We start from the raw sequence: 23,644 nt of genomic DNA, 5'->3' as shown, positions 1-23,644 counted from the left end.
GCAACTTCTGCGCCGCTTGCCCTTGACCTTGCAGATAACCAACTATTCTTAAGCGCAGGCCATCCAAAAAAAGGGGAGAGCCGGTACACCGGCGTGCGGGTCATCGGTAGCGTTTCAGGGTGTTCTGGGGGGTATACAGCAATCGGCGAACCCGGTTGCATGCCAGCATCAGCTGACTGATCCGGCGTCGTCTCCACGTATCGAGCGAGGTGACGTCATGAGTATTTTTAGCCACTTCCAACAACGCTTCGAGTCCACGCGTCAGGAAGAACTCTCGCTGCAGGAGTACCTCGAGCTGTGCAAAGAGGATCGCAGTGCTTACGCATCCGCGGCTGAACGGCTGTTGCTGGCCATCGGCGAGCCGGAGCTGATCGACACCTCTACCAACTCCAGGCTGTCGCGAATTTTCTCCAACAAGGTGATTCGCCGGTATCCGGCCTTTGCCGACTTCCATGGCATGGAAGAGTGCATCGACCAGATCGTCTCGTACTTCCGCCATGCCGCCCAAGGCCTGGAAGAGAAGAAACAGATCCTCTACCTGCTGGGCCCCGTCGGTGGCGGTAAATCGTCGCTGGCCGAAAAGCTCAAGCAACTGATGGAAAAAGTGCCCTTCTACGCGATCAAGGGTTCGCCGGTGTTCGAATCGCCCCTGGGGCTTTTCAATGCCACCGAAGACGGCGCCATCCTCGAAGAGGAATACGGCATTTCGCGGCGCTACCTGAACACCATCATGTCGCCCTGGGCCACCAAGCGCCTGCAAGAGTTCGGCGGCGACATCAGCAAGTTCCGGGTGGTGAAGCTGTACCCCTCGATCCTTAACCAAGTTGCCATCGCCAAGACCGAACCTGGCGATGAAAACAACCAGGACATCTCTGCCCTGGTCGGCAAGGTGGATATTCGCAAGCTCGAAGAATTCCCACAGAACGACGCCGATGCCTACAGCTATTCGGGCGCACTGTGCCGGGCCAACCAGGGCCTGATGGAATTCGTCGAAATGTTCAAGGCGCCGATCAAGGTCCTGCACCCCTTGCTCACCGCCACCCAGGAAGGCAACTACAACAGCACCGAAGGCCTTGGGGCCATTCCCTACACCGGTATCCTGCTGGCCCACTCCAACGAATCGGAGTGGCACACCTTCCGCAACAACAAGAACAACGAGGCCTTCATCGACCGGATCTACATCGTCAAGGTGCCGTACTGCCTGCGCGTCAGCGACGAGATCAAGATCTACGACAAGCTGTTGATCAACAGCTCGCTGGCCAAGGCCCATTGCGCCCCCGACACCCTGAAGATGCTTGCCCAGTTCACCGTGCTCTCGCGCCTCAAAGAGCCGGAAAACTCGAACATCTACTCGAAAATGCGGGTGTACGACGGCGAAAACCTCAAGGACACCGACCCCAAAGCCAAGTCGATCCAGGAGTACCGCGACGCCGCGGGCGTGGACGAAGGTATGAACGGCCTGTCGACGCGCTTCGCCTTCAAGATTCTTTCCAAGGTGTTCAACTTCGACCCTCACGAAGTCGCTGCCAACCCGGTGCACCTGCTGTATGTGCTGGAACAGCAGATCGAGCAGGAGCAGTTCCCGGCCGAAGTGCGCGAGCGCTACCTGCGCTACCTCAAAGAGTACCTGGCACCGCGCTACATCGAGTTCATCGGCAAGGAAATCCAGACGGCCTACTTGGAGTCCTACAGCGAATACGGCCAGAACATCTTCGACCGCTATGTGCTGTACGCCGACTTCTGGATTCAGGACCAGGAATACCGCGACCCGGAAACCGGCGAAATCCTCAACCGCATCGCCCTCAACGAGGAACTGGAGAAGATCGAGAAGCCGGCCGGCATCAGCAATCCGAAGGACTTCCGCAACGAGATCGTCAACTTCGTGCTGCGTGCCCGTGCCAACAACAATGGCAAGAACCCGAGCTGGCTCAGCTACGAGAAGCTGCGGGTGGTGATCGAGAAGAAAATGTTCTCCAACACCGAGGACCTGCTGCCGGTCATCAGCTTCAACGCCAAGGCCAGCAAGGAGGACCAACAGAAGCACAACGACTTCGTCACGCGGATGGTGGAGCGTGGCTACACCGACAAACAGGTGCGCCTGCTGTCGGAATGGTACCTGCGGGTCAGGAAGTCGCAATAAAGCGGCAAGCGAAAAGCCGCAAGCTGCAAGCGGCCTGGCGTGGGCATTGCCGCCCGCGCCAGGGCTTGCGGCAGCGGTGGCTGCTCATTCTTGCAGCTTGAAGCTTGTGGCTTGCAGCTGCATCCAGTCACCGGAGGGACCATGAGCTACGTTATCGACCGACGCCTGAACGGCAAGAACAAGAGCACGGTCAACCGCCAGCGCTTCCTGCGGCGTTACCGTGAACATATCAAGAAGGCCGTCGAAGAGGCCGTGAGCCGCCGCTCCATCATGGACATGGAACACGGCGAACAGATCAGCATTCCGGGGCGCGACATCGACGAACCGGTGCTGCACCACGGTCGTGGCGGCAAGCAAACCATCGTGCACCCCGGCAACAAGGAATTCACCGCCGGCGAACATATCCCCAGGCCCCAGGGCGGTGGCGGCGGCAGTGGCCGCGGCAAGGCCGGCAATTCCGGCGAGGGCATGGACGATTTCGTCTTCCAGATCACCCAGGAAGAATTCCTCGAATTCATGTTCGAAGACCTCGAACTGCCCAACCTGGTCAAGCGCCACCTGACCGGCGCCGACACCTTCAAAACCGTACGTGCCGGTATCGCCAACGAAGGCAACCCGTCGCGCATCAACATCGTTCGCACCCTGCGTTCGGCCCATGCCCGGCGTATTGCCCTGACCGGCAGCAGCCGCGCCCTGCTGCGCGAAGCGCAGAAGGAGCTGGCCCGGCTAAAGGTCGAGGAGCCGGACAACTTCACCGATATCCAGGAAGTCGAGCAAGAGATCGAACGGCTCAAGGCACGCATCAACCGGCTGCCCTTCCTCGACACCTTCGACCTCAAGTACAACCTGCTGGTCAAGCAGCCCAACCCCAGCTCCAAGGCGGTGATGTTCTGCCTGATGGACGTGTCCGGCTCGATGACCCAGGCCACCAAGGACATCGCCAAGCGCTTCTTCATCCTGCTGTACCTGTTCCTCAAGCGTAATTACGACCGCATCGAGGTGGTGTTCATCCGCCACCACACCAGCGCCCGTGAAGTCGACGAGGAAGAATTCTTCTATTCTCGGGAAACCGGCGGCACCATCGTTTCCAGCGCGCTGAAAATGATGCAGGAAATCATGGCCGAACGTTACCCAGCCGCCGACTGGAACATCTACGCCGCCCAGGCCTCCGACGGCGACAACTGGAACGACGACTCGCCCATCTGCCGCGAGATCCTCTCCAAGCAGATCATGCCCCACGTGCAGTACTACACTTACGTCGAGATCACCCCGCGTGAGCACCAGGCGCTGTGGTACGAGTACGAGCGAATCGGCGAGGCTTTCCCCGACACATTCGCCCAGCAGCAGTTGGTATCGGCCGGCGATATCTACCCGGTCTTCCGTGAACTCTTCCAGCGCAGGTTAGCCACATGACCGCCAGAGCACAGAGACGCCAACCCATTTCCACCGGGTCCGAGTGGACGTTCGAGCTGATCCAGACGTACGACCGGGAAATCAGCCGCCTGGCCGAACGCTACGCCCTGGACACCTACCCCAACCAGATCGAGGTGATCACCGCCGAGCAGATGATGGACGCCTACGCCTCCGTCGGCATGCCGCTGGGTTATCACCATTGGTCCTACGGCAAGCAATTCCTCAGCACCGAGAAGTCCTACAGCCGAGGCCAAATGGGCCTGGCCTACGAGATCGTGATCAACTCCGACCCGTGCATCGCCTACCTCATGGAAGAGAACACCATGTGCATGCAGGCACTGGTGATCGCCCATGCCTGCTACGGCCACAACAGCTTCTTCAAGGGCAACTACCTGTTCCGCACCTGGACGGACGCCACCTCGATCATCGATTACCTGGTGTTCGCCAAGCAGTACATCGCCCAGTGCGAGGAACGCCATGGCATCGATGCGGTGGAAGACCTGATCGACTCCTGCCATGCGCTGATGAACTACGGTGTCGACCGCTACAAGCGCCCTTACCCGATCTCTGCCGAGGAAGAACGCCGCCGGCAAAAAGACCGTGAGGAGCACCTGCAGCGGCAGATCAACGACCTGTGGCGCACCATTCCCAAGAGCGCCGAAAAAGGTGGCGAGCGAGACGATGCGCGCTTCCCTTCCGAACCGCAGGAAAACATCCTCTACTTCATCGAGAAAAACGCCCCGCTGCTCGAACCCTGGCAGCGCGAAGTGGTGCGCATCGTGCGCAAGATCGCCCAGTATTTCTACCCGCAGCGCCAGACCCAGGTGATGAACGAAGGCTGGGCGACCTTCTGGCACTACACCCTGATGAACGACCTGTATGACGAAGGCCTTATCACCGAAGGCTTCATGATGGAGTTCCTGCAGTCGCACACCAGCGTGGTGTTCCAGCCAGGCTTCGACAGCCCCTACTACAGCGGCATCAACCCCTACGCGCTGGGCTTTGCCATGTACACCGACATCCGCCGCATGTGCGAGAACCCAACGGAGGAGGATCGCCGCTGGTTCCCCGACATTGCCGGCAGTGACTGGCTGTCTACCCTGAAGTTCGCCATGAGCAGCTTCAAGGACGAGAGCTTTATCCTGCAGTACCTGTCGCCCAAAGTGATGCGCGACCTGAAGCTGTTCAGCATCCTCGACGACGACCAGCGCGATGACCTGCTGGTCCCGGCGATCCACGATGAGGCAGGTTACCGGATCATCCGCGAGCAACTGGCGGCCCAGTACAACTTGGGCAACCGTGAACCCAACGTGCAGATCTGGAGCATCGACCGCCGCGGCGACCGCTCGCTGACCCTGCGCCACCAGCAGCACAACCGCAAACCGCTGGGCGACTCCACCGAGGAAGTGCTCAAGCACCTGCACCGCCTGTGGGGCTTCGATATTCACCTGGAAACCGTGCAAGGCGACCAGGTGATGAAAACCCACCATATGCCACCGCGCGGAGAGCATGGCGACAGCGGTGATTATGGCCGCATGGACTTGGCCGTCATCCACCACCTCTAACCTTCCACGCCCCACCATTACTGCCGACAGGGTATCCTGTGGGCAGTAATGGAGGCTGCACATGCACATCTACAAAGTTGGCGGCGCGGTACGTGACCGCCTGCTCGGGCGCCCGGTCAGCGATATCGACTGGCTGGTGGTTGGCGCCACGGTCGAAGCCATGCACGCCCAGGGTTTTCGGCCCGTGGGCGCTGATTTTCCGGTTTTCCTGCACCCCAAGACGGGTGAGGAATATGCCCTGGCCCGCACTGAGCGCAAGAGCGGCCGTGGCTATGGCGGGTTTACCTTCCACGCCAGCCCCGAGGTGACCCTGGAAGAAGACCTGATTCGCCGCGACCTCACCATCAATGCCATGGCCGAGGATGAGCAGGGAACCGTGTACGACCCCTACGGTGGCCAGGCTGACCTTGAACAGCGCCTGCTGCGCCATGTGTCCCCAGCGTTTGCCGAAGACCCTTTGCGCGTGCTGCGCGTCGCCCGCTTTGCCGCGCGTTACGCACCGCTGGGCTTCCAGGTTGCCGAGCCAACCCTGGCACTGATGCGCCAGATTGCCGAGTCGGGCGAGCTGCAGGCCTTGACTGCAGAGCGCAGCTGGAAGGAGATAGAACGGGCGCTGATGGAAAGCCAGCCGCAGGTGTTCATTGAAGTGCTGCGCGCCTGTGGTGCCCTGGTGCAGTTGATGCCGGAACTGGAGCACGGCCCGGACACCCTGCCAGCGCTGCACCGGGCGGCGCAGCACCAGCAGCCCCTGGCGGTGCGTTGGGCGTGCTTGCTGCGTGGGCTTGGCCCCACAGAGATCAAGGCGCTCAACCAGCGCTTCAAGGCACCGCGTGAATGCCAGGAATTGGCCGTGCTGGTAGGGGAATTTGCCGGGAATGCCGATGACGCGCTGCGGCTAACACCTGCGAACCTGCTGGAAATGCTGCAGAAATTCGACGTTTACCGGCGCCCGCAACGGTTCGAGGATTTTATTGCTGCGTGTGAAATGGCAGTGCCTGAGGGTTATCCACAGGCCGATTATTTACGCGGGGCGGCGGCAGCGGTTCGGGCTGTGGACGTGAAGCCGCTGGTGGCAGCGGGGCTGAGCGGGCAAGGTTTGGGGGAGGCGCTTAAAGCTGAGCGGCTTAAAGCGCTTGAGGCTTACGCGCGCGGTTGACCCTACCGGCCTCTTCGCGGGGCAAGCCCGCTCCTACAAGGCCCGCATACACGCGGGCTTTGTAGGAGCGGGCTTGCCCCGCGAAAGGGCCGCCACAGGCTTACACCTGGGTCAGCTGCAACCCCCGCCACTCGAAGGCAACCGGTGCCAGCACCTGGTCGATCTGCGCCTCCTGCCACAACTGCGCCATGCTTTTCCCCGCCCCAGGGTGAACCAGCTCCGGCGCAAGCAACGACAACGGCCACAGCACGAACGCATTCTTCAGGATTTCCGCCCTGGGCAGCACCAGCCCATCGAACGTGCCATGCAACTGGTCATACATCAGCACATCGATATCCAGCGGCAAGCCCTTGCGGTCCGGGGCATAGCGGCCATTGTCGGCCTCGATGAACTTGAGCCGGCGGTCCAGCTCCAACAATGGCAGTTCGGTCTTGCCAGTCACCACGAAGTTGATGAACGGCCCGCTCTTGATCCCCACCGCCTGGCTTTCGAAGGCCGGGGAACAGCGCATATCCGTAAGAATGGCCGCCAGGGCATCGAGCCCAGCACCCAGGTGCCGGTGGCGGTCGATGTTGCTGCCCAGCCCCAGGTAAACCGTGCTCAGAGACATCCGCGCTCGATCTCCACGCCAACACCGCCGCGGGCCGCCGGGATCGCACCCGGCTTGGTCAGCTTGAGCCGCACCCACGGGATGTGGAATTCTTCCATCAACGCCGCGACCAGGCGCTCGGCGAAGGTTTCCACCAGCTCGAAGCGCGCTTGTTCGGCAAAGGCCTGGATGCGTGCCGTGACACTGGCGTAGTCCAGCGCCTTGCCCAGGTCGTCATCCGCCGCCGCCGGGCGGTTGTCCCAGGCAAAACTCAGGTCCAGGCGCAGGCACTGGCGAATATCCCGCTCCCAGTCATAGGCACCGATGACGGTATCGACTTCCAGGCCTTCGATGAACACTCTGTCCAAGCACTTCTCTCCACAGCACGACAAGGGCGACGGGCGCCGTTAGAATCAGGGCGTCCTCGCCCGGAATAGTTAGCATGTTTTGGTTATTGGCGCTGCTCGCCTACCTGCTCGGCTCGCTGTCCTTCGCCATCGTCCTAAGCCGCCTGTCGGGCAGCCCAGACCCGCGTTCCTGCGGTTCGGGCAATGCCGGCGCCACCAACATGCTTCGCCTGGCGGGCCGTAGACTGGCGATCCTGACCCTGCTGGGCGACCTGTGCAAGGGCTTGTTGCCGGTACTGCTGGCCCGCGCTGCCGGCCTGGGCCTGCAGGAGCAGGCCTGGGTCGGGGTGTGCGCGGTGCTTGGCCACCTGTTCCCGCTGTACTTTCGCTTCAAAGGCGGCAAGGGCGTCGCCACCGCCGCCGGCATGCTCATGGGCCTGTACTTCCCGGCCGCACTGCTGGCCATCGGCGCCTGGCTGCTGACCTTCTACCTCACCCGCACCAGCTCGCTGGCAGCGCTGGTTGCCACGCCGCTGACCCTGCCACTGCTGGCCTGGCGCGAACCGGAGGCGCTGCTGCCGATCGCCGTGCTCACGGTCATGATCGTCTGGCGCCACCGCAACAACCTGCGCGACCTGTTCGCCGGGCGCGAACGGCACTTCTGACGCGCCCGTCACACCGGCGGCAACTGCTCCATCGGCCAGCGTGCCTGCACGCTGATCGCCAGGTCCTGCTGCTGCCCGGCCAACAGGCGCTGGCAGCCGGCATAGGCGATCATCGCGCCGTTGTCGGTGCAGAACTGGGGGCGCGCGTAATACACGTTGCCCTTGATACTGGCCAGCATGTCTTCCAGCGACGCACGCAGCGCCTTGTTGGCGCTCACGCCACCGGCGATCACCAGGCGCTTGAGGCCGGTTTGCTTCAGCGCACGCTTGCACTTGATGGTCAGAGTCTCCACCACTGCCTGCTGGAATGCCAGGGACAGGTCGCAACGGGTTTGCTCGCTGTCGTCACCGGCATTCTTGCACTGCTGCCAGGTGTTCAAGGCGAAGGTCTTGAGGCCACTGAAGCTGAACTCAAGCCCTGGGCGGTCGGTCATCGGCCGCGGGAACACGAAGCGCCCGGGCACGCCCTGTTCGGCCAGGCGGGCGATTTCCGGGCCACCTGGGTAATTCAGGCCGATCAGCTTGGCGGTCTTGTCGAACGCTTCGCCGGCCGCGTCGTCCAGGCTCTCGCCCAGCAGCTCGTAGCGGCCGATGCCATCGACTCGCACCAACTGGGTGTGGCCGCCGGACACCAACAAGGCGACGAACGGAAATTCCGGCGGATTTTCCTCCAGCATCGGTGCCAGCAGGTGGCCTTCCATATGGTGTACGCCAACCGCCGGAATGTCCCAGGCAAAGGCCAGGGCCTGGGCGCACGAGGCCCCCACCAGCAGCGCACCGACCAGGCCGGGGCCCGCGGTGTAGGCGATGGCGTCGATCTCGGTGGCCACGCAGTCGGCCTCGGCCAACACCTGGCGGATCAGCGGCAGCATGCGCTTGACGTGGTCGCGCGAGGCAAGCTCGGGCACCACCCCGCCGAACACACGGTGCAGGTCGATCTGGCTGAACAGCGCGTCGGCCAACAAACCGCGCTCACTGTCGTATAATGCGACGCCGGTTTCGTCGCAGGATGTTTCCAATCCCAGTACTAGCATGGGCTCGTCCCTTGTGGGGGCTGAATTCGAAGCCGCGCATGATAGTCCCCGTGCCGGGTGCCGACCAGCGGTTTTCGATCAGAGGCTTTGCATTCCGGCGTACTAAGGGTTAACATCCGCAACCCTTGAAAACCGACGTTCTCCAGCACACCTTTTGTTTTGCCAGGAGCACGTCTACCCCGGTAATGAATTAAGGTAGCCCTGGATGCCAGCCGTCAAAGTTAAAGAGAACGAACCCTTCGACGTAGCTCTGCGTCGTTTCAAGCGCTCCTGCGAAAAAGCCGGTGTACTGGCTGAAGTTCGTAGCCGCGAGTTTTACGAGAAGCCGACCGCCGAGCGTAAGCGCAAAGCAGCTGCTGCTGTTAAGCGTCACGCCAAGAAAGTTCAGCGCGAACAGCGCCGCGCCGTTCGTCTGTACTAATACAGGCGTTCTACGCAAGAGCTTCTGCCCAGCCCGGCTCAATGCCGGGCCAATGGCAGCGGTTTGCTTCAAACCTTGGGCAGCTAGCTCAAGGCGCCCTTCGCAACCTGCAGTGGGCACGCTTCAAAACGTCAGAGCTGGCTACGGCCAGGCGTGCACGTCCTGACTGACGAGCCCTTGCGGCTACCGACGAGCACACACTCCCTCGCACTTCCCCTATCAGCATTCGCCCCTCTTCGGCGCGTTAGCGATTAGACTTGCCAGTTGCCAGATGACGAGACTGCCATGGCCGGGCTGATTCCCCAAAGCTTCATCGACGACCTGATCAACCGCCTCGACATCGTCGACGTGGTGAGTTCGCGCGTCCAGCTGAAAAAAACCGGCAAGAACTACTCGGCCTGTTGCCCGTTCCACAAGGAGAAAACCCCCTCCTTCACGGTCAGCCCCGACAAGCAGTTCTACTACTGCTTCGGTTGCGGCGCTGGTGGCAACGCCCTCGGCTTCGTCATGGACCACGACAACCTGGACTTCCCCCAGGCCGTCGAGGAACTGGCCCGCGCCGCCGGCATGGAAGTACCCCGCGAGCAAGGCCGCCGCGACCACAAGCCGCGCCAGCCCACCGACTCGCCCCTGTACCCGCTGCTGGACGCTGCCTCGGAGTTCTACCGCCAGGCCCTGCGCAACCACCCGACCCGCAAGGCGGCGGTGGATTACCTCAAGGGCCGCGGCCTGTCGGGCGAGATCGCCCGCGACTTCGGCCTGGGCTTCGCGCCGCCTGGCTGGGACAACCTGCTCAAGCACTTGGGCGCCGACACCCTGCAGCAGAAGGTGATGATCGACGCCGGCCTGTTGATCGAGAACGCCGAGAGCGGCAAGCGCTACGACCGTTTCCGCGACCGGGTGATGTTCCCGATCCGCGACAGCCGCGGCCGCATCATCGCCTTCGGTGGCCGGGTACTCGGCGACGACAAGCCCAAGTACCTGAACTCCCCGGAAACCCCGGTGTTCCACAAGGGCCAGGAGCTCTACGGGCTGTACGAGGCGCGCAAGCACAACCGCAACCTCGACGAGATCATCGTCGTCGAAGGCTACATGGACGTCATCGCCCTGGCCCAGCAAGGCCTGCGCAACGCCGTGGCCACCCTGGGCACCGCCACCAGCGAAGAACACCTCAAGCGCCTGTTCCGCGTGGTGCCCAGCGTGTTGTTCTGCTTCGACGGTGACCAGGCCGGGCGCAAGGCGGCCTGGCGCGCCCTGGAGTCGACCTTGCCTGCCCTGCAGGACGGGCGCCGCGCGCGCTTTCTGTTCCTGCCCGAAGGCGAAGACCCCGACAGCCTGGTGCGCGCCGAGGGCACCGATGCCTTCAAGGCCCGCATCAACCAGCACGCCCAACCGCTGGCCGACTACTTCTTCGAGCAACTGAGCGCCGAGGCCGACCCGCGCTCGCTCGAAGGCAAGGCGCACATGGCAACCCTGGCCGCACCGTTGATCGAAAAGATTCCCGGCGCCAACCTGCGCCAGCTGATGCGCAACCGCCTCAAGGAAATCACCGGCCTGGACACCCAACAGGTCGAGCAACTGGCGCAACAGGCCCCGGCGCCGAGCAGCGTGCCGGACTACGACCCAGGCTATGACTACGATGCCATGGCCAGCTTCACCCCCGACTACGGCGACGTGCCGCAGCACGATTACGCCCCTGTTCACCAGGAACAGGAGTGGAAACCGAACAAGGGGGGCGGCAAGAAGCCCTGGAGCGACAAGCCCTGGGACAAGAACCGCAAGGGCGGCAAACCGTGGCAGCAACGCGACGAGGCACCGCCCCGGGTGCCGGCGCCCGTCGAGCCGCCGACCCTGGCGGCCCTGCGCACTTTGCTGCACCACCCGCTGCTGGCGGGCAAAGTCGAGGACGCCAGCCACTTCGCCGACGAAGAACACCTGTACAGCCAGCTGCTGGTAGCACTGATCGAAGCCGCGCAGAAAAATCCTGGGCTAAGCTCAATGCAGTTGATCGCACGCTGGCACGGCACCGAACAGGGCCGCCTGCTGCGGGCCCTGGCGGAAAAGGAATGGTTGATCGTGGCCGACAGCCTTGAACAACAATTTTTCGACACTATAACTAGCTTGTCCGCCCGCCAACGCGAGCGCAGCCTGGAACAACTGCTCAGGAAATCACGTCAAAGCGAATTGACCAGCGAGGAAAAAACCCAGCTCCTCGCCCTGCTGAGCCGGAATGTTCCCGCACAAACGCCGACCTCATCTGGCGCGTGAGGCCCATGCTCGGGTATAATCCTCGGCTTGTTTTTTGCCCGCCAAGACCTTCAGTGGATAGGGTGTTATGTCCGGAAAAGCGCAACAGCAGTCTCGTATCAAAGAGTTGATCACCCGCGGTCGTGAGCAGGGCTACCTGACTTACGCGGAGGTCAACGACCACCTGCCTGAGGATATTTCAGATCCGGAACAGGTGGAAGACATCATCCGCATGATCAACGACATGGGGATCAACGTATTCGAGAGTGCTCCGGATGCGGATGCCCTTCTGTTGGCGGAAGCCGACACCGACGAAGCCGCGGCCGAAGAAGCCGCTGCTGCGTTGGCGGCAGTTGAAACCGATATCGGCCGCACGACCGACCCGGTGCGCATGTACATGCGCGAAATGGGTACCGTCGAGCTGCTGACCCGCGAAGGCGAGATCGAAATCGCCAAGCGGATCGAGGAAGGCATCCGTGAAGTCATGGGCGCCATCGCTCACTTCCCGGGTACTGTCGACTACATCCTCGGCGAATACGACCGCGTCACCGCCGAAGGCGGCCGCCTGTCCGACGTTCTCAGCGGTTACATCGACCCTGACGACAACATCGCCGCGCCAACCGACGAAGTGCCGGTTCCCGGTGCCAAGGCCCCTGCGGCCAAGGAAGAGTCGGACGACGAAGACGAAGAAAGCGAAGGCGGTGACGACGAGGAAGAGGCCGAAAGCGGCCCCGATCCGGTCGTTGCAGCCCAGCGTTTCGGTGCCGTCGCCGATCAGCTCCAGGCCACTTCCAAGGTCCTGAAGAAGAACGGCCGTGACGTCAAGGAAAGCATCGAGGCCCTGCAGGCCCTGGCTGACCTGTTCATGCCGATCAAGCTGGTGCCCAAGCAGTTCGACGTTCTGGTGGAGCGCGTACGCGATGCCCTGAACCGCCTGCGTCAGCAAGAGCGTGCGATCATGCAGCTGTGCGTGCGTGACGCCCGCATGCCGCGTGCCGACTTCCTGCGCCTGTTCCCAAGCAACGAAACCGACCAGACCTGGTCCGGTGACCTGGCCAAGCGCAGCACCAAATGGGCTGCTGCCCTGGGTGAAAAGGACGCCGCCATCGTTGCTTGCCAGCAGAAGCTGATCGACCTTGAAACCGAAACCGGCCTGACCGTCGCCGAGATCAAGGAAATCAACCGTCGCATGTCCATCGGTGAGGCGAAAGCCCGCCGCGCCAAGAAGGAAATGGTCGAGGCGAACCTGCGTCTGGTGATCTCCATCGCCAAGAAGTACACCAACCGTGGCCTGCAGTTCCTTGACCTGATCCAGGAAGGCAACATCGGCTTGATGAAGGCGGTGGACAAGTTCGAATACCGTCGCGGCTACAAGTTCTCGACCTACGCCACCTGGTGGATCCGCCAGGCGATCACCCGCTCGATCGCCGACCAGGCGCGCACCATCCGTATTCCGGTGCACATGATCGAGACGATCAACAAGCTCAACCGTATTTCCCGCCAGATGCTGCAGGAAATGGGTCGCGAACCGACCCCGGAAGAGCTCGGTGAGCGCATGGAGATGCCTGAGGACAAGATCCGCAAGGTGCTGAAGATCGCCAAGGAACCGATCTCCATGGAAACCCCGATCGGTGACGACGAAGATTCGCACCTGGGCGACTTCATCGAGGACTCGACCATGCAGTCCCCGATCGACGTGGCCACGGTCGAAAGCCTCAAGGAAGCGACCCGCGACGTGCTCTCGGGCCTGACCGCACGTGAAGCCAAAGTGCTGCGCATGCGTTTCGGTATCGACATGAACACCGACCACACCCTTGAAGAAGTGGGCAAGCAGTTTGACGTGACCCGTGAGCGGATCCGTCAGATCGAAGCCAAGGCGTTGCGCAAGTTGCGCCACCCGACGCGCAGCGAACATCTGCGCTCCTTCCTCGACGAGTGATGACGAACCCCGGCCCAGGCCGGGGTTTTTCTTATGTGACAAATGGCTGTGGCAAGTAGCTACCCACGCGGCATATTGCCCGTCTACACTCGACTTCAGACTTCCTGAATGCGAGGCTGCTATGCCGCCGATGCCGGCCATTCTGTTGTTGCTCCTGATTCTGTGGAACACAACGGCCGGCGCCCTCACCCTGACAGACGAGGAAAAAACCTGGCTCACTGCCCACCCGCAGTTGAAGCTGGGCGTCGACGCCTCCTGGCCACCGTTCGAATTTCGGGACCAGGAAGGCCGGTACCAGGGATTGGCCGCCGATTACATCGCCTTGCTTCACGAGCGCCTTGGCGTTGCCCTCGACCCGGTCGAGCCAAGCAACTGGACCCAAGTGCTGCAGCAGGCACGCGAAGGGCGCATCGATTTGCTGCCCGGCATCATGTCGACCCCGGAGCGCCAGGACTACCTGGCCTTCACCCGCCCCTACCTCGATTTCCCGATTGTCATCCTGGCCCATGATGGCGGGCCGCAACCACGCACCCTCAAGGACCTGTACGGGCTGAAGGTCGCCGTGGTGGAAAACTATGCCCCCCACGAGCTGCTGCGCACCCACCACCCGGACCTCAACCTGGTGGCCATGCCGAATGTGAGTTCCACCCTGCAAGCCTTGGCCACCGACGAAGTGGACGCCGTGGTCGGCGACCTTGCATCGAGTATCTGGAGCTTGCGCCAGCTCAAGCTCGAAGGGCTGTACGTCAGCGGCGAAACGCCCTACCGCTACCAACTGGCAATGGCCGCGCCGCGCGATCAGAAGGTGCTGGTCGGCATTCTCGACAAGGTCATGGCCGACATGTCCGACGAGGAAATCAGCCAGATCCAGCAACGCTGGGTCGGCAATGTCATCGACCAGCGCAGCTTCTGGCACGACACGCTGATCTACGGCCTGCCGGCGATGGTGCTGCTGATCGGTGTGCTCGCCGTGGTGATACGCATCAACCGCCGGCTCAGTTCGGAAATCTCCCGGCGCATCGCCCTGGAGCAGGAACTGCGCAGCAGCGAGTACCACTACCGCGGCCTGATCGAAAGCCTGTCGGCGATCGCCTGGGAAGCCGATGCCAACGACTTCACCTACAGCTATGTCTCGCCCCATGCCGAAGACCTGCTGGGCTACCCCCTGCACGACTGGCTCAAGCCCGGTTTCTGGCGCAGCATCCTGCACCCGGACGACGCCCTCTGGGCCCAGGCCTACTGCGAAAGCGAAACTGCCGCCGGGCGCGATCACAGCTTGGATTACCGGGTTATCCGCGCCGATGGCCAGGCGCTGTGGGTTCGCAACATCGTCAGCATGATCGAGCACGGCCACCAGCCGGTGATGCGCGGGCTGATGATCGACATCAGCGAAACCAAGCGCACCGAAGACGCACTGCGCCTTTCGGAACAGAAGTTCGCCTCGGTCTTCGAGCAGTGCCCCGACATCCTGCTGATCGCCCGCCACAGCGATGGCGCGCTGCTGGAGGTCAACGAGGCATTCGAGGAACAGATTGGCCTGAGCCCAGGCGAAGTGATTGGCCGCACCGCCACTGAACTCAACCTGTGGGGCAGCGAGGGCATGGGGCCGAAACTGCTCGAACGGCTGCACCAGGGCGGTATCCGAAACCTGGAAATGACCTTCCGCCGCAGCAACGGCCAGCTGTTCACCGGCCTCACCTCGGCGGAAACCTTCGAGCTCGACGGCACGCTGGCCCTGGTGGTGGCGGTGCGCGATATCAGCCAGCTCAAGGAAACCCAGCAGCAGTTGCAAACCTCCGAGGAAAAGTTCGCCAAGGCCTTCCACGCCTCGCCCGACGGCTTGTTGCTGTCGCGCCAGAGCGATGGCCTGCTGCTGGAGGTGAACGACGGTTTCTGCCGCCTGACCGGCTACGACTTCAACCCTTCGGTGGACCAGACCTCGTTCGACTTAGGCATCTGGGTCGACCTCAACGAACGCAAGCGCATGGTCGAACAGTTGGCCCGCGATGGCTACGTGCGCGACTTCACCTCCCACCTGCGCCGCAGCGACGGGCAAATTCGCCTGTGCGAGCTGTCGGCAAGGCCTTTGCCGATTGCCGGCGTCGACTGCATGCTGACCATCGCCCGCGACATCACCGAGCGTCACCTGATGCAGGAAAAACTGCAACTGGCCGCCACGGTGTTCGAAAACACCGCAGAAGGCGTACTGATCACCGACATCGACCAGCGCATCAGCGCGGTTAACCGTGCCTTCAGCGAAATCACCGGTTACAGCGAGATCGAAGCCCTCGGCCAAACGCCTCGCCTGCTCGCCTCGGGCCAGCATGACAGCGCGTTCTATGCCGCCATGTGGCACCAGTTGACCGATGAGGGGCACTGGCAAGGCGAGATCTTCAACAAGCGCAAGAATGGCGAACTGTACCCAGGCTGGCTGACCATCAGCGCCGTGCGTAACCCGGAACGGGCGATCACCCACTTCGTCGCCGTGTTCGCGGATATTTCCAGCCTCAAGCACGCCCAGGCCAAGCTCGATTACCAGGCCCACCACGACCCGCTCACCGGCCTGCCCAACCGCGCCCTGTTCGAGAACCGCCTGCAGGCAGCGCTAACCTGCGCCCAGGTGTCCAACCGCCAGGGTGCGGTGCTGTTCCTCGACCTCGACCGCTTCAAGCACATCAACGACAGCCTCGGCCACCCGGTCGGCGACCTGCTGCTCAAAGGCATCGCCCAGCGCCTCAAGGAGCAAGTGCGCGATGTCGACACGGTGGCCCGCCTGGGTGGCGACGAATTCATCATCCTGCTGCCCGGCCTGCACAAACCCACCGATGCCGGCGCCATTGCCAATAAACTGCTGGCCTGTTTCGTCGCGCCGTTCCAGGCCGGCGAGCATGAGTTCTTCACCAGCGCGAGCATCGGTATCAGCCTGTATCCACAGGACGGCAGCGACGTCGCCAGCCTGATCCGCAATGCCGACGCGGCCATGTACCGCTCCAAGGCCAAGGGCCGCAACCGCGTTGAAGCCTACACCCGCGACCTCACCGCCCAGGCCAGCGAACGCATTGCCCTGGAGCACGAACTGCGCCGTGCCATCGAACGCAATGAAATGAGCCTGAGTTTCCAGCCCAAGTTCAGCCTCAAGACCCAGACCTTGGTGGGCGCCGAAGCCTTGATTCGCTGGAGCCACCCAACCTTCGGCGAGGTGCCGCCGGAGCACTTCATTCACCTCGCCGAAGAAAACGGCAGCATCCTCCAGCTTGGCGACTGGGTGCTGGAACAGGCCTGCCAGCAGATGCACCGCTGGAAGAAGCGTTACCAGGCGTTCGGCCCGCTGTCGATCAACCTGGCCGGCGCCCAGTTGCGCCAGCCCAACCTGGCCAAGCGCATCGAGCACCTGCTCAAGGCCTACCAGCTCAAGGCCGGCGACCTGCAGTTGGAGATCACCGAGAACTTCATCATGAGCCAGGCCGAGGAAGCCCTGGCCGTGCTGCACCAGCTCAAGCTGTTGGGCGTGCAACTGGCGATCGACGACTTCGGCACCGGCTACTCGTCGCTGAGCTACCTCAAGCGCCTGCCGCTGGACATCCTCAAGATCGACAAGTCGTTCATCCGCGGCCTGCCAGACGACCCCCACGACGCCGCCATCGCCCGCGCCATCATCGCCCTGGGGCGCAGCATGCAACTGACGATCATTGCCGAGGGCGTGGAGAACCAGGCGCAGCAGCGTTTCCTGGCCGCCGAGGGGTGTGAACAGATCCAGGGCTACATCGTCAGCCTGCCCTTGCCAGCCGACGAATTCGCAGCGACGTTCCTTCGTATATCACTAAGCGATCTTTCGGATGGCACGGTATCGAAACCCTCGTTATAATCCGGGCACTTACTGAGGGCCTATAGCTCAGTCGGTTAGAGCAGAGGACTCATAATCCTTTGGTCCACGGTTCGAGTCCGTGTGGGCCCACCAGATACGACGAAGCCGCGCACTGCGCGGCTTTTTTGTGCCCGACGTACTGCACAGCCAGCAACGCCGGTACGTTCCTGGCGTACCCGCGTGTTGGACGATGAGCCGAATAAGCACCATAATCGGCTCAATAAATGAGCCGAATAGGCGCTCTATTCGTCTCACCGCCCGCCCTGAGGCACCTATGACCCTACCCTTCTGGATTTGGCAACAGCCCGACTGGCCAGACTTTCATTGGCAGATGGACACCCTGACCCACCTGCTTCGTGCTTGCACGCAAGCTCAAGGCCGACTGCTGGGCATGGCGGGCGCCATCAGTGCGGATGAGCAGGCACAAAATACGCTCGATGCACTGCTGCAAAACATCATTACCAGCTCGGCGATCGAGGGCGAGCGCCTCAATGTTGAATCCGTGCGCTCGTCCTTGGCCCGTCGCATGGGGCTGCAAGCCGACGGTCAGGAGACTGCCCGCAGCAAGGGCCTCGCTGAGTTGATGCTCGACGCAACGCGGTCCCATGGCGAGCCCTTGTCACTTGAGCGCCTGCTGCATTGGCATATCTTGCTCTTTCCAGTATCCGAACAATTGCTGACGGCGCCCATGCGAATCGGCGAATTGCGTGGCGAAGAGCCGATGCAGGTAGTTTCAGGGCGTATCGACAAGCCGACAGTGCATTTTGAGGCACCGCCTCGTGAAGGGTTGGAAGCTCAGCTGCATCGCTTCCTATGCTGGTTCAACGACAGCCAAAATGACGTGAAGCTCGACCCGCTGCTGCGCGCCGGTGTCGCGCATTTCTGGTTTGTCACGCTACATCCATTCGACGACGGCAACGGACGACTGACCCGCGCCATTACCGATCTCGCACTGACCCAGGCACAACCGCAGTCGATCAGGCTCTACGCGATGTCGGCAAGCATTCTCGATGATCGACGGGGCTACTATGAAATCCTCCAGAGCAGCCAGAGAGCCGGGGTGGACATCACGGCATGGCTTGAGTGGTTCCTGCAGACGCTGCTGAAAAGCATTGAGCAGGCCCTGGCTCGGATTGAACGGGTGCTGGGCAAGGCACGCTTCTGGCGCACGCACAGTCAAAGTGGATTGTCGAAGGAGCAGGTCAAAGTGCTTAATCGCTTGCTCGATGGCGATGTACTAGATCCCCGCGGTGGCTTTGCGGATGGCATCAGTGCCGGTCAGTACCAAGCCGTAGCGAAAGTCTCGAAAGCCACGGCGAGTCGGCACTTGGCTGATTTGCTGGAAAAGGGCTGCATATTGCGCCTGCCGGGCGGCGGGCGAAGCACCCGCTATCAGGTCAATTGGAACGACAACTCCATTCAGGCCGCAAACCACGAAACTATCGAAACATCCTCAAAACCTTAGAGACCGCTCACTGCCCTCCCCAGCCTGCCCGAACGGAAGACTGTCCGCGGCCAGGTCAGGCGCGTTTCTTCGAGGCGCTTGCTGCCGAGGCGTTTCTCATGAGCATAGGGGTGTCAGAAGACACCTCACCACGCATGGCGTTGTTCCCCTTCCTCGGCTTGGCTTTCCCGGCATACAAGGCATCCCAGCCTTTCATGGCAAGCGCGACGGTTCTCGGCACTGGCTTCTCACCACTCTTGTAGTAGGCGAGCATGCGCCGGCTCAAACCCAACTCCTGAGCTGCTTGATCGAGGGTCAGCTCATTTCTGGCCATCCAGTTCCAAACCCGCTCATGCGAGCAATCACCAGCCTGCTCTACGGCCAGCGCCCTGAGGTTATCAGCGGCCAACTCCAAATTGTCATCGTCAGCCCAAATGACCGTGTCCTTCCACTCGCCGATCGCGGCGGTTGCAAAAACGTCGGGCATTGAAAGCGCGTGCAATGTAGGGTGCCTGGCGATGATTTCATCCAGCCTCACTGGAAACCGTTCACCGTCCGCGAACGTCAGCAACAAGGCCCCAGGGGCGGAAACCGCGATATCTTCAAGCATGAAATGCTTACGGGTCATTGGTTCAACTCCTTCCACTTGGCAAGCAGCTGAGGCCTGTTGAATGAAGCCCATTCCATGGCTTCACCCAACTCACGCATGGAGACTCGCGAGCCGCCAAACCCAGTCAGCAGAGACAGGTCCTCAATTGCTATCAACGCCTGACGACCATCACTCAACCTCACATGAAAATGAGGCGGGGCATGATCATTCGCGTACATACAAATTGTACAGTTGGGCAGACGATGAATCGTAGGCATGGGAAAGTATAGAGTGCAATGGTTGCACCGAACAGTACCATTGAGCCGTCGGATGCTCAGCTTGAAAAATGTAAGCGCGGCTTACAAGGGGCTGAACCACTCCACACAAGCGCGTAGCGAAGTACCACTTCCCAGCGTCTGACGCCTGTGGGCAGCCCGAGCATTCCTTGAGCTCCCGATATTGCCCTCCCCGCCCCGGCCTCGCTAGGCTAGCGGGCCCACTGCCGAGACTTGCCATGCTCGATTCCCGCCCCATCACCCTCGATGAAATCGACCGCCAACTGATCGCCCTGCTGCAAATCAACGCCCGCGAAAGCGTCGCCACCCTGGCCCGCCAGCTGGGCATTGCGCGCACCACGGTGAACTCGCGCCTGGAGCGGCTGGAGAAGCACAAGGTCATCACTGGTTACGGCGTACGCCTGGGCCAGCGCCTGATCGGTGGCGGGCTGCAGGCTTATGTCGGCATCAAGGTGCAACCGCGCTCCGGCAAGGAGGTGGTGCGACGGCTGAGCGCCATGGGGCAGGTGCAGCAACTGTGCGCGGTGAGTGGCGAATTCGACTATGTCGCCTGGCTGCGCTGTGATTCGCCGGAACAGCTCGACCAACTGCTGGACCAGATTGGCAGTGTCGATGGCGTCGACAAGACCACCACATCGATCATCCTCAGCAGCAAGGTGGACCGGGGGCAACCGATCTGAATCACCTTTGGCACCAAAGCGGCACCCACCCCCTTGATTCAGAAGCCTCCGAATAGCCTGCCCGGCATTTCCTACAAGCGTTACATGCTGCAATTCAATGGCGCCCACGAAGGGAGCCCAAGGTGTATAGGCTGAAAGGAAGACGTACAGGACGACCTGACAGAGCAGCAACGCAAGGCGCTAAAAACCATGCTCGAACGCGAATACCTGATGAGGACAAATCATGCCCCGCAACCTCTTCACTGAGCTCACCCAAGGCTTCGATGCCCTGTCCGAAGAACGTGCTGGGAAAATGACCCTGCGCTCGCACAAGGTCAGCTTCTCGGAGCTGGTGCTAGCGCCCAACGAACTCATTGAATTGCGCCAGCAATTGAATATGTCCAGGGCGCTGTTCGCCAATTACCTGCGGACCAATGTGCGAACCTTGGAGAACTGGGAGCAAGGCCGTTCCAAACCTAATGCACAAGCTGTTGCGCTGATCCGTCTGGTTCAGAAATTCCCGGAAACAGTGGAGCACCTCGCCTCGCTAACGTGATTCGTCGTATTTAATGACTGACTCGTCTATATGACGAAAAAAGCAGCCATTTGCCAAACTTGTGCGTCTTAATTACGAATCCCTCACTCCCTAAAATGACCCTCAGCCATCTCCTATACTCAGGCTCCGCCCCCCGCGCAGCCGCTCTGGCAAGGTCACTTCATGAACAAGAAAAACCGCCACCCCGCCGACGGCAAGGCGCCCATCACCATCTTCGGCCCGGACTTTCCCTTCGCCTTCGACGACTGGCTGGAACACCCTGCCGGCCTGGGCAGCATCCCGGCCGAGCGCCAAGGTGAGGAAGTGGCCATCGTCGGCGCCGGTATCGCCGGGCTGGTGGCGGCCTACGAATTGATGAAGCTGGGCCTCAAGCCCGTGGTGTACGAGGCCTCGAAACTCGGCGGGCGCCTGCGTTCCCAAGCCTTCAACGGAACCGACGGGATCATCGCCGAGCTGGGCGGCATGCGCTTTCCCGTGTCCTCCACCGCGTTCTATCACTATGTCGACAAACTGGGCCTGGAAACCAAGCCTTTCCCCAACCCGCTGACTGCCGCCTCGCACAGCACGGTGATCGACCTTGAAGGCCAAACCTACTACGCTGAACACGCAAGCGACCTGCCTGCGCTGTTCCACGAAGTCGCTGACGCCTGGGCCGACGCCCTGGAAAGCGGCGCGCAATTCGCCGACATCCAGCAGGCAATCCGCGACCGCGACGTGCCCCGCCTCAAGGCACTGTGGAACAAGCTGGTGCCGCTGTGGGACGACCGCACGTTCTACGACTTCGTCGCCACCTCGCGCGCCTTCACCCAACTGAGCTTCCAGCACCGCGAAGTGTTCGGCCAGGTTGGCTTCGGCACCGGTGGCTGGGACTCGGACTTCCCCAATTCGATGCTGGAAATCTTCCGCGTGGTGATGACCAATTGCGACGACCACCAGCACCTGATCGTCGGCGGCGTGGAGCAAGTGCCCCAGGGCATCTGGCGCCATGTGCCGGAGCGCTGCGCGCACTGGCCCGCAGGCACCAGCCTCAGCGCGTTGCATGGCGGAGCACCGCGCACCGGGGTCAAGCGCATCGCCCGCGCCAGCGACGGGCGCCTGGCAGTGACCGACAACTGGGGCGATACCCGCCACTATGGCGCGGTGCTCGCCACCTGCCAGAGTTGGCTGCTGACCACCCAGATCGACTGCGAAGAGTCGCTGTTCTCGCAAAAGATGTGGATGGCCCTGGACCGCACCCGCTACATGCAATCGTCGAAAACCTTCGTCATGGTCGACCGGCCGTTCTGGAAAGATAAAGACCCGCAAACCGGCCGCGACCTGATGAGCATGACGCTGACCGACCGCCTCACCCGCGGCACCTACCTGTTCGACAATGGCGACGACAAGCCTGGGGTCATCTGCCTGTCCTATGCCTGGATGAGCGACGCCCTGAAGATGCTTCCGCACCCGGTGGAGAAGCGCGTGCAACTGGCTCTGGACGCGCTGAAGAAGATCTACCCGAAAACCGACATCGCCGGGCATATCATCGGCGACCCGATCACCATCTCCTGGGAAGCCGACCCGCATTTCCTCGGTGCCTTCAAGGGTGCCCTGCCGGGCCACTACCGCTACAACCAACGCATGTACGCGCACTTCATGCAGCAGGACATGCCCGCCGAACAGCGCGGCATGTTCATCGCCGGTGACGATGTGTCGTGGACCCCGGCCTGGGTCGAGGGCGCGGTGCAGACGTCGCTGAATGCGGTGTGGGGTATCATGAACCACTTCGGTGGCCGCACCCACCCGGACAACCCTGGCCCAGGCGACGTGTTCGATGCAATCGGGCCCATCGCCCTGGCCGACTGACACCAAGGAGGCAGCATGCGCATCGCTTTGTTCCAGGGCGCCCCCCACCCACTGGACGTTCCCGGCAACCTGCAACGGCTGCGCCACCAGGCACACCAGGCGGCGGAGCAAGGCGCGCAGTTGCTGGTGTGCCCGGAAATGTTCCTGAGCGGTTACAACATTGGCCTGGCACAGGTCGAACGGTTGGCCGAGGCCGAGGATGGCCCGGCGGCCATGGAAGTGGTGGAGATTGCCCAGGCGCACCGCATCGCCATCGCCTACGGCTACCCCGAGCGCGCCGACGATGGGGCGATCTACAACAGCGTGCAGTTGATCGACGCCCATGGCCGTAGCCTGAGCAATTACCGCAAGACTCACCTGTTCGGCGAACTGGACCGGGCGATGTTCAGCGCCGGTGCCGACCATTTCCCGGTGGTCGAGCTGGAGGGCTGGAAGGTCGGGCTGCTGATCTGCTACGACATCGAGTTTCCGGAGAATGCCCGGCGCCTGGCATTGGCCGGGGCCGAGTTGATTCTGGTGCCGACTGCGAACATGGCGCCTTACGATTTCGTTTGCCAGGTGACCGTGCGCGCCAGGGCGCAGGAGAACCAGTGTTACCTGGTGTATGCCAACTATTGCGGGGCCGAGGATGACATTCGGTACTGCGGGCAAAGCAGTATCGTCGGGGTGGATGGCAGCTTGCTGGCGATGGCTGGGCATGAAGAGTGTCTGCTGCTGGCTGACCTATCGCGTGAGCAATTGCAGCGGGGGCGAGAGGCGTTTCCGTACTTGACTGACCTGCGGCGGGAGCTGCATCTGCGCGAAGGCTGACAGGGGCTGCTGCGCAGCCCCATCGCGACCTTCGGTCGCTCCTACAGGGAAGCTGCGGCGCGTC

19 protein-coding genes and 1 tRNA gene are annotated in these 23,644 nt (G+C 61.9%); 15 read left to right on the top strand and 5 right to left on the bottom strand.

Annotated elements, in window-relative coordinates; all coding sequences use genetic code 11:
• Positions 1-217 precede the first annotated feature (217 nt).
• From F3J45_RS19625 to F3J45_RS19610, 4 genes are all read left to right on the top strand, one after another.
• Positions 218-2,140, top strand: a complete 1,923-nt coding sequence (locus F3J45_RS19625; RefSeq protein ID WP_167066522.1) for a PrkA family serine protein kinase — start codon at positions 218-220, stop codon at positions 2,138-2,140.
• A 141-nt stretch (positions 2,141-2,281) separates the two neighbouring features.
• A complete protein-coding gene (locus tag F3J45_RS19620) occupies positions 2,282-3,553 on the top strand; it encodes a YeaH/YhbH family protein (protein WP_167066519.1) in 1,272 nt (423 codons plus the stop codon).
• A complete protein-coding gene (locus tag F3J45_RS19615) occupies positions 3,550-5,118 on the top strand; it encodes a SpoVR family protein (RefSeq protein ID WP_167066517.1) in 1,569 nt (522 codons plus the stop codon). Before F3J45_RS19620 ends, F3J45_RS19615 begins: the two co-directional genes overlap by 4 nt.
• A gap of 61 nt (positions 5,119-5,179) precedes the next feature.
• Complete coding sequence (locus tag F3J45_RS19610) at positions 5,180-6,274, top strand: multifunctional CCA addition/repair protein (protein ID WP_167066514.1); 1,095 nt, start codon at positions 5,180-5,182, stop codon at positions 6,272-6,274.
• A 100-nt stretch (positions 6,275-6,374) separates the two neighbouring features.
• Here the strand turns inward: F3J45_RS19610 and folK are convergent, their stop codons facing one another.
• Together folK and folB are read right to left on the bottom strand one after the other, a co-directional pair.
• A complete protein-coding gene (gene folK / locus F3J45_RS19605; protein WP_167066511.1) occupies positions 6,375-6,884 on the bottom strand; it encodes a 2-amino-4-hydroxy-6-hydroxymethyldihydropteridine diphosphokinase in 510 nt (169 codons plus the stop codon).
• A complete protein-coding gene (gene folB, locus F3J45_RS19600) occupies positions 6,875-7,222 on the bottom strand; it encodes a dihydroneopterin aldolase (RefSeq protein ID WP_370526428.1) in 348 nt (115 codons plus the stop codon). The genes folK and folB overlap by 10 nt, the downstream gene beginning before the upstream one ends.
• A gap of 83 nt (positions 7,223-7,305) precedes the next feature.
• Between folB and plsY the strand changes: the two genes are divergently transcribed.
• Positions 7,306-7,875 (top strand): glycerol-3-phosphate 1-O-acyltransferase PlsY, encoded by a 570-nt coding sequence (plsY, locus tag F3J45_RS19595; protein WP_167066505.1) that lies wholly within the window; start codon positions 7,306-7,308, stop codon positions 7,873-7,875.
• Positions 7,876-7,883: 8 nt separating this feature from the next.
• On the opposite strand, the gene tsaD is transcribed toward plsY, so the two are convergent.
• Positions 7,884-8,909 carry a tRNA (adenosine(37)-N6)-threonylcarbamoyltransferase complex transferase subunit TsaD gene (gene tsaD / locus F3J45_RS19590; protein WP_167066502.1) on the bottom strand — a complete coding sequence of 342 codons (1,026 nt, stop codon included), beginning with the start codon at positions 8,907-8,909 and terminating at the stop codon, positions 7,884-7,886.
• A gap of 205 nt (positions 8,910-9,114) precedes the next feature.
• Between tsaD and rpsU the strand changes: the two genes are divergently transcribed.
• The 6 genes from rpsU to F3J45_RS19560 all read left to right on the top strand — a co-directional run bounded on the left by rpsU (position 9,115) and on the right by F3J45_RS19560 (position 18,846).
• Entirely contained in the window at positions 9,115-9,330 is a 216-nt protein-coding gene (gene rpsU / locus F3J45_RS19585) for a 30S ribosomal protein S21 (protein WP_003255575.1), read from the top strand.
• A gap of 285 nt (positions 9,331-9,615) precedes the next feature.
• Positions 9,616-11,598 (top strand): DNA primase, encoded by a 1,983-nt coding sequence (gene dnaG / locus F3J45_RS19580; protein ID WP_167066499.1) that lies wholly within the window; start codon positions 9,616-9,618, stop codon positions 11,596-11,598.
• Between the two features lie 67 nt (positions 11,599-11,665).
• Positions 11,666-13,516: an RNA polymerase sigma factor RpoD gene (gene rpoD, locus F3J45_RS19575; protein WP_167066496.1), complete on the top strand. Its 1,851-nt coding sequence runs from the start codon at positions 11,666-11,668 to the stop codon at positions 13,514-13,516.
• A 121-nt stretch (positions 13,517-13,637) separates the two neighbouring features.
• Positions 13,638-17,381: an EAL domain-containing protein gene (locus tag F3J45_RS19570; protein ID WP_167066493.1), complete on the top strand. Its 3,744-nt coding sequence runs from the start codon at positions 13,638-13,640 to the stop codon at positions 17,379-17,381.
• Between the two features lie 16 nt (positions 17,382-17,397).
• Positions 17,398-17,474 (top strand) — tRNA-Ile (locus F3J45_RS19565).
• A 181-nt stretch (positions 17,475-17,655) separates the two neighbouring features.
• Positions 17,656-18,846, top strand: coding sequence for a Fic family protein (locus F3J45_RS19560; protein WP_167066490.1), 1,191 nt, complete (start codon positions 17,656-17,658; stop codon positions 18,844-18,846).
• Between the two features lie 55 nt (positions 18,847-18,901).
• On the opposite strand, the gene F3J45_RS19555 is transcribed toward F3J45_RS19560, so the two are convergent.
• Positions 18,902-19,453 carry a DUF2442 domain-containing protein gene (locus F3J45_RS19555; protein ID WP_205300607.1) on the bottom strand — a complete coding sequence of 184 codons (552 nt, stop codon included), beginning with the start codon at positions 19,451-19,453 and terminating at the stop codon, positions 18,902-18,904.
• Positions 19,450-19,653, bottom strand: coding sequence for a DUF4160 domain-containing protein (locus F3J45_RS30545; RefSeq protein WP_205300606.1), 204 nt, complete (start codon positions 19,651-19,653; stop codon positions 19,450-19,452). The genes F3J45_RS19555 and F3J45_RS30545 overlap by 4 nt, the downstream gene beginning before the upstream one ends.
• A gap of 275 nt (positions 19,654-19,928) precedes the next feature.
• Here F3J45_RS30545 and F3J45_RS19545 point away from each other — a divergent pair, with 275 nt between their 5' ends.
• From F3J45_RS19545 to F3J45_RS19530, 4 genes are all read left to right on the top strand, one after another.
• Positions 19,929-20,390 (top strand): Lrp/AsnC family transcriptional regulator, encoded by a 462-nt coding sequence (locus F3J45_RS19545; RefSeq protein ID WP_167066484.1) that lies wholly within the window; start codon positions 19,929-19,931, stop codon positions 20,388-20,390.
• Positions 20,391-20,613: 223 nt separating this feature from the next.
• Complete coding sequence (locus tag F3J45_RS19540) at positions 20,614-20,925, top strand: DNA-binding transcriptional regulator (protein ID WP_167066481.1); 312 nt, start codon at positions 20,614-20,616, stop codon at positions 20,923-20,925.
• A gap of 162 nt (positions 20,926-21,087) precedes the next feature.
• Positions 21,088-22,770, top strand: coding sequence for an NAD(P)/FAD-dependent oxidoreductase (locus F3J45_RS19535; protein ID WP_167066478.1), 1,683 nt, complete (start codon positions 21,088-21,090; stop codon positions 22,768-22,770).
• Positions 22,771-22,785: 15 nt separating this feature from the next.
• On the top strand, positions 22,786-23,580 hold the full coding sequence (locus tag F3J45_RS19530) for a carbon-nitrogen hydrolase family protein (protein ID WP_167066475.1): 795 nt from the start codon (positions 22,786-22,788) through the stop codon (positions 23,578-23,580).
• Positions 23,581-23,644: the final 64 nt, after the last annotated feature.

Origin of the sequence: Pantoea sp. Ap-967, from assembly GCF_011752565.1 — a bacterium.
Lineage (GTDB): Bacteria > Pseudomonadota > Gammaproteobacteria > Pseudomonadales > Pseudomonadaceae > Aquipseudomonas.
This window is presented reverse-complemented; position numbering and strand designations above follow the sequence as displayed.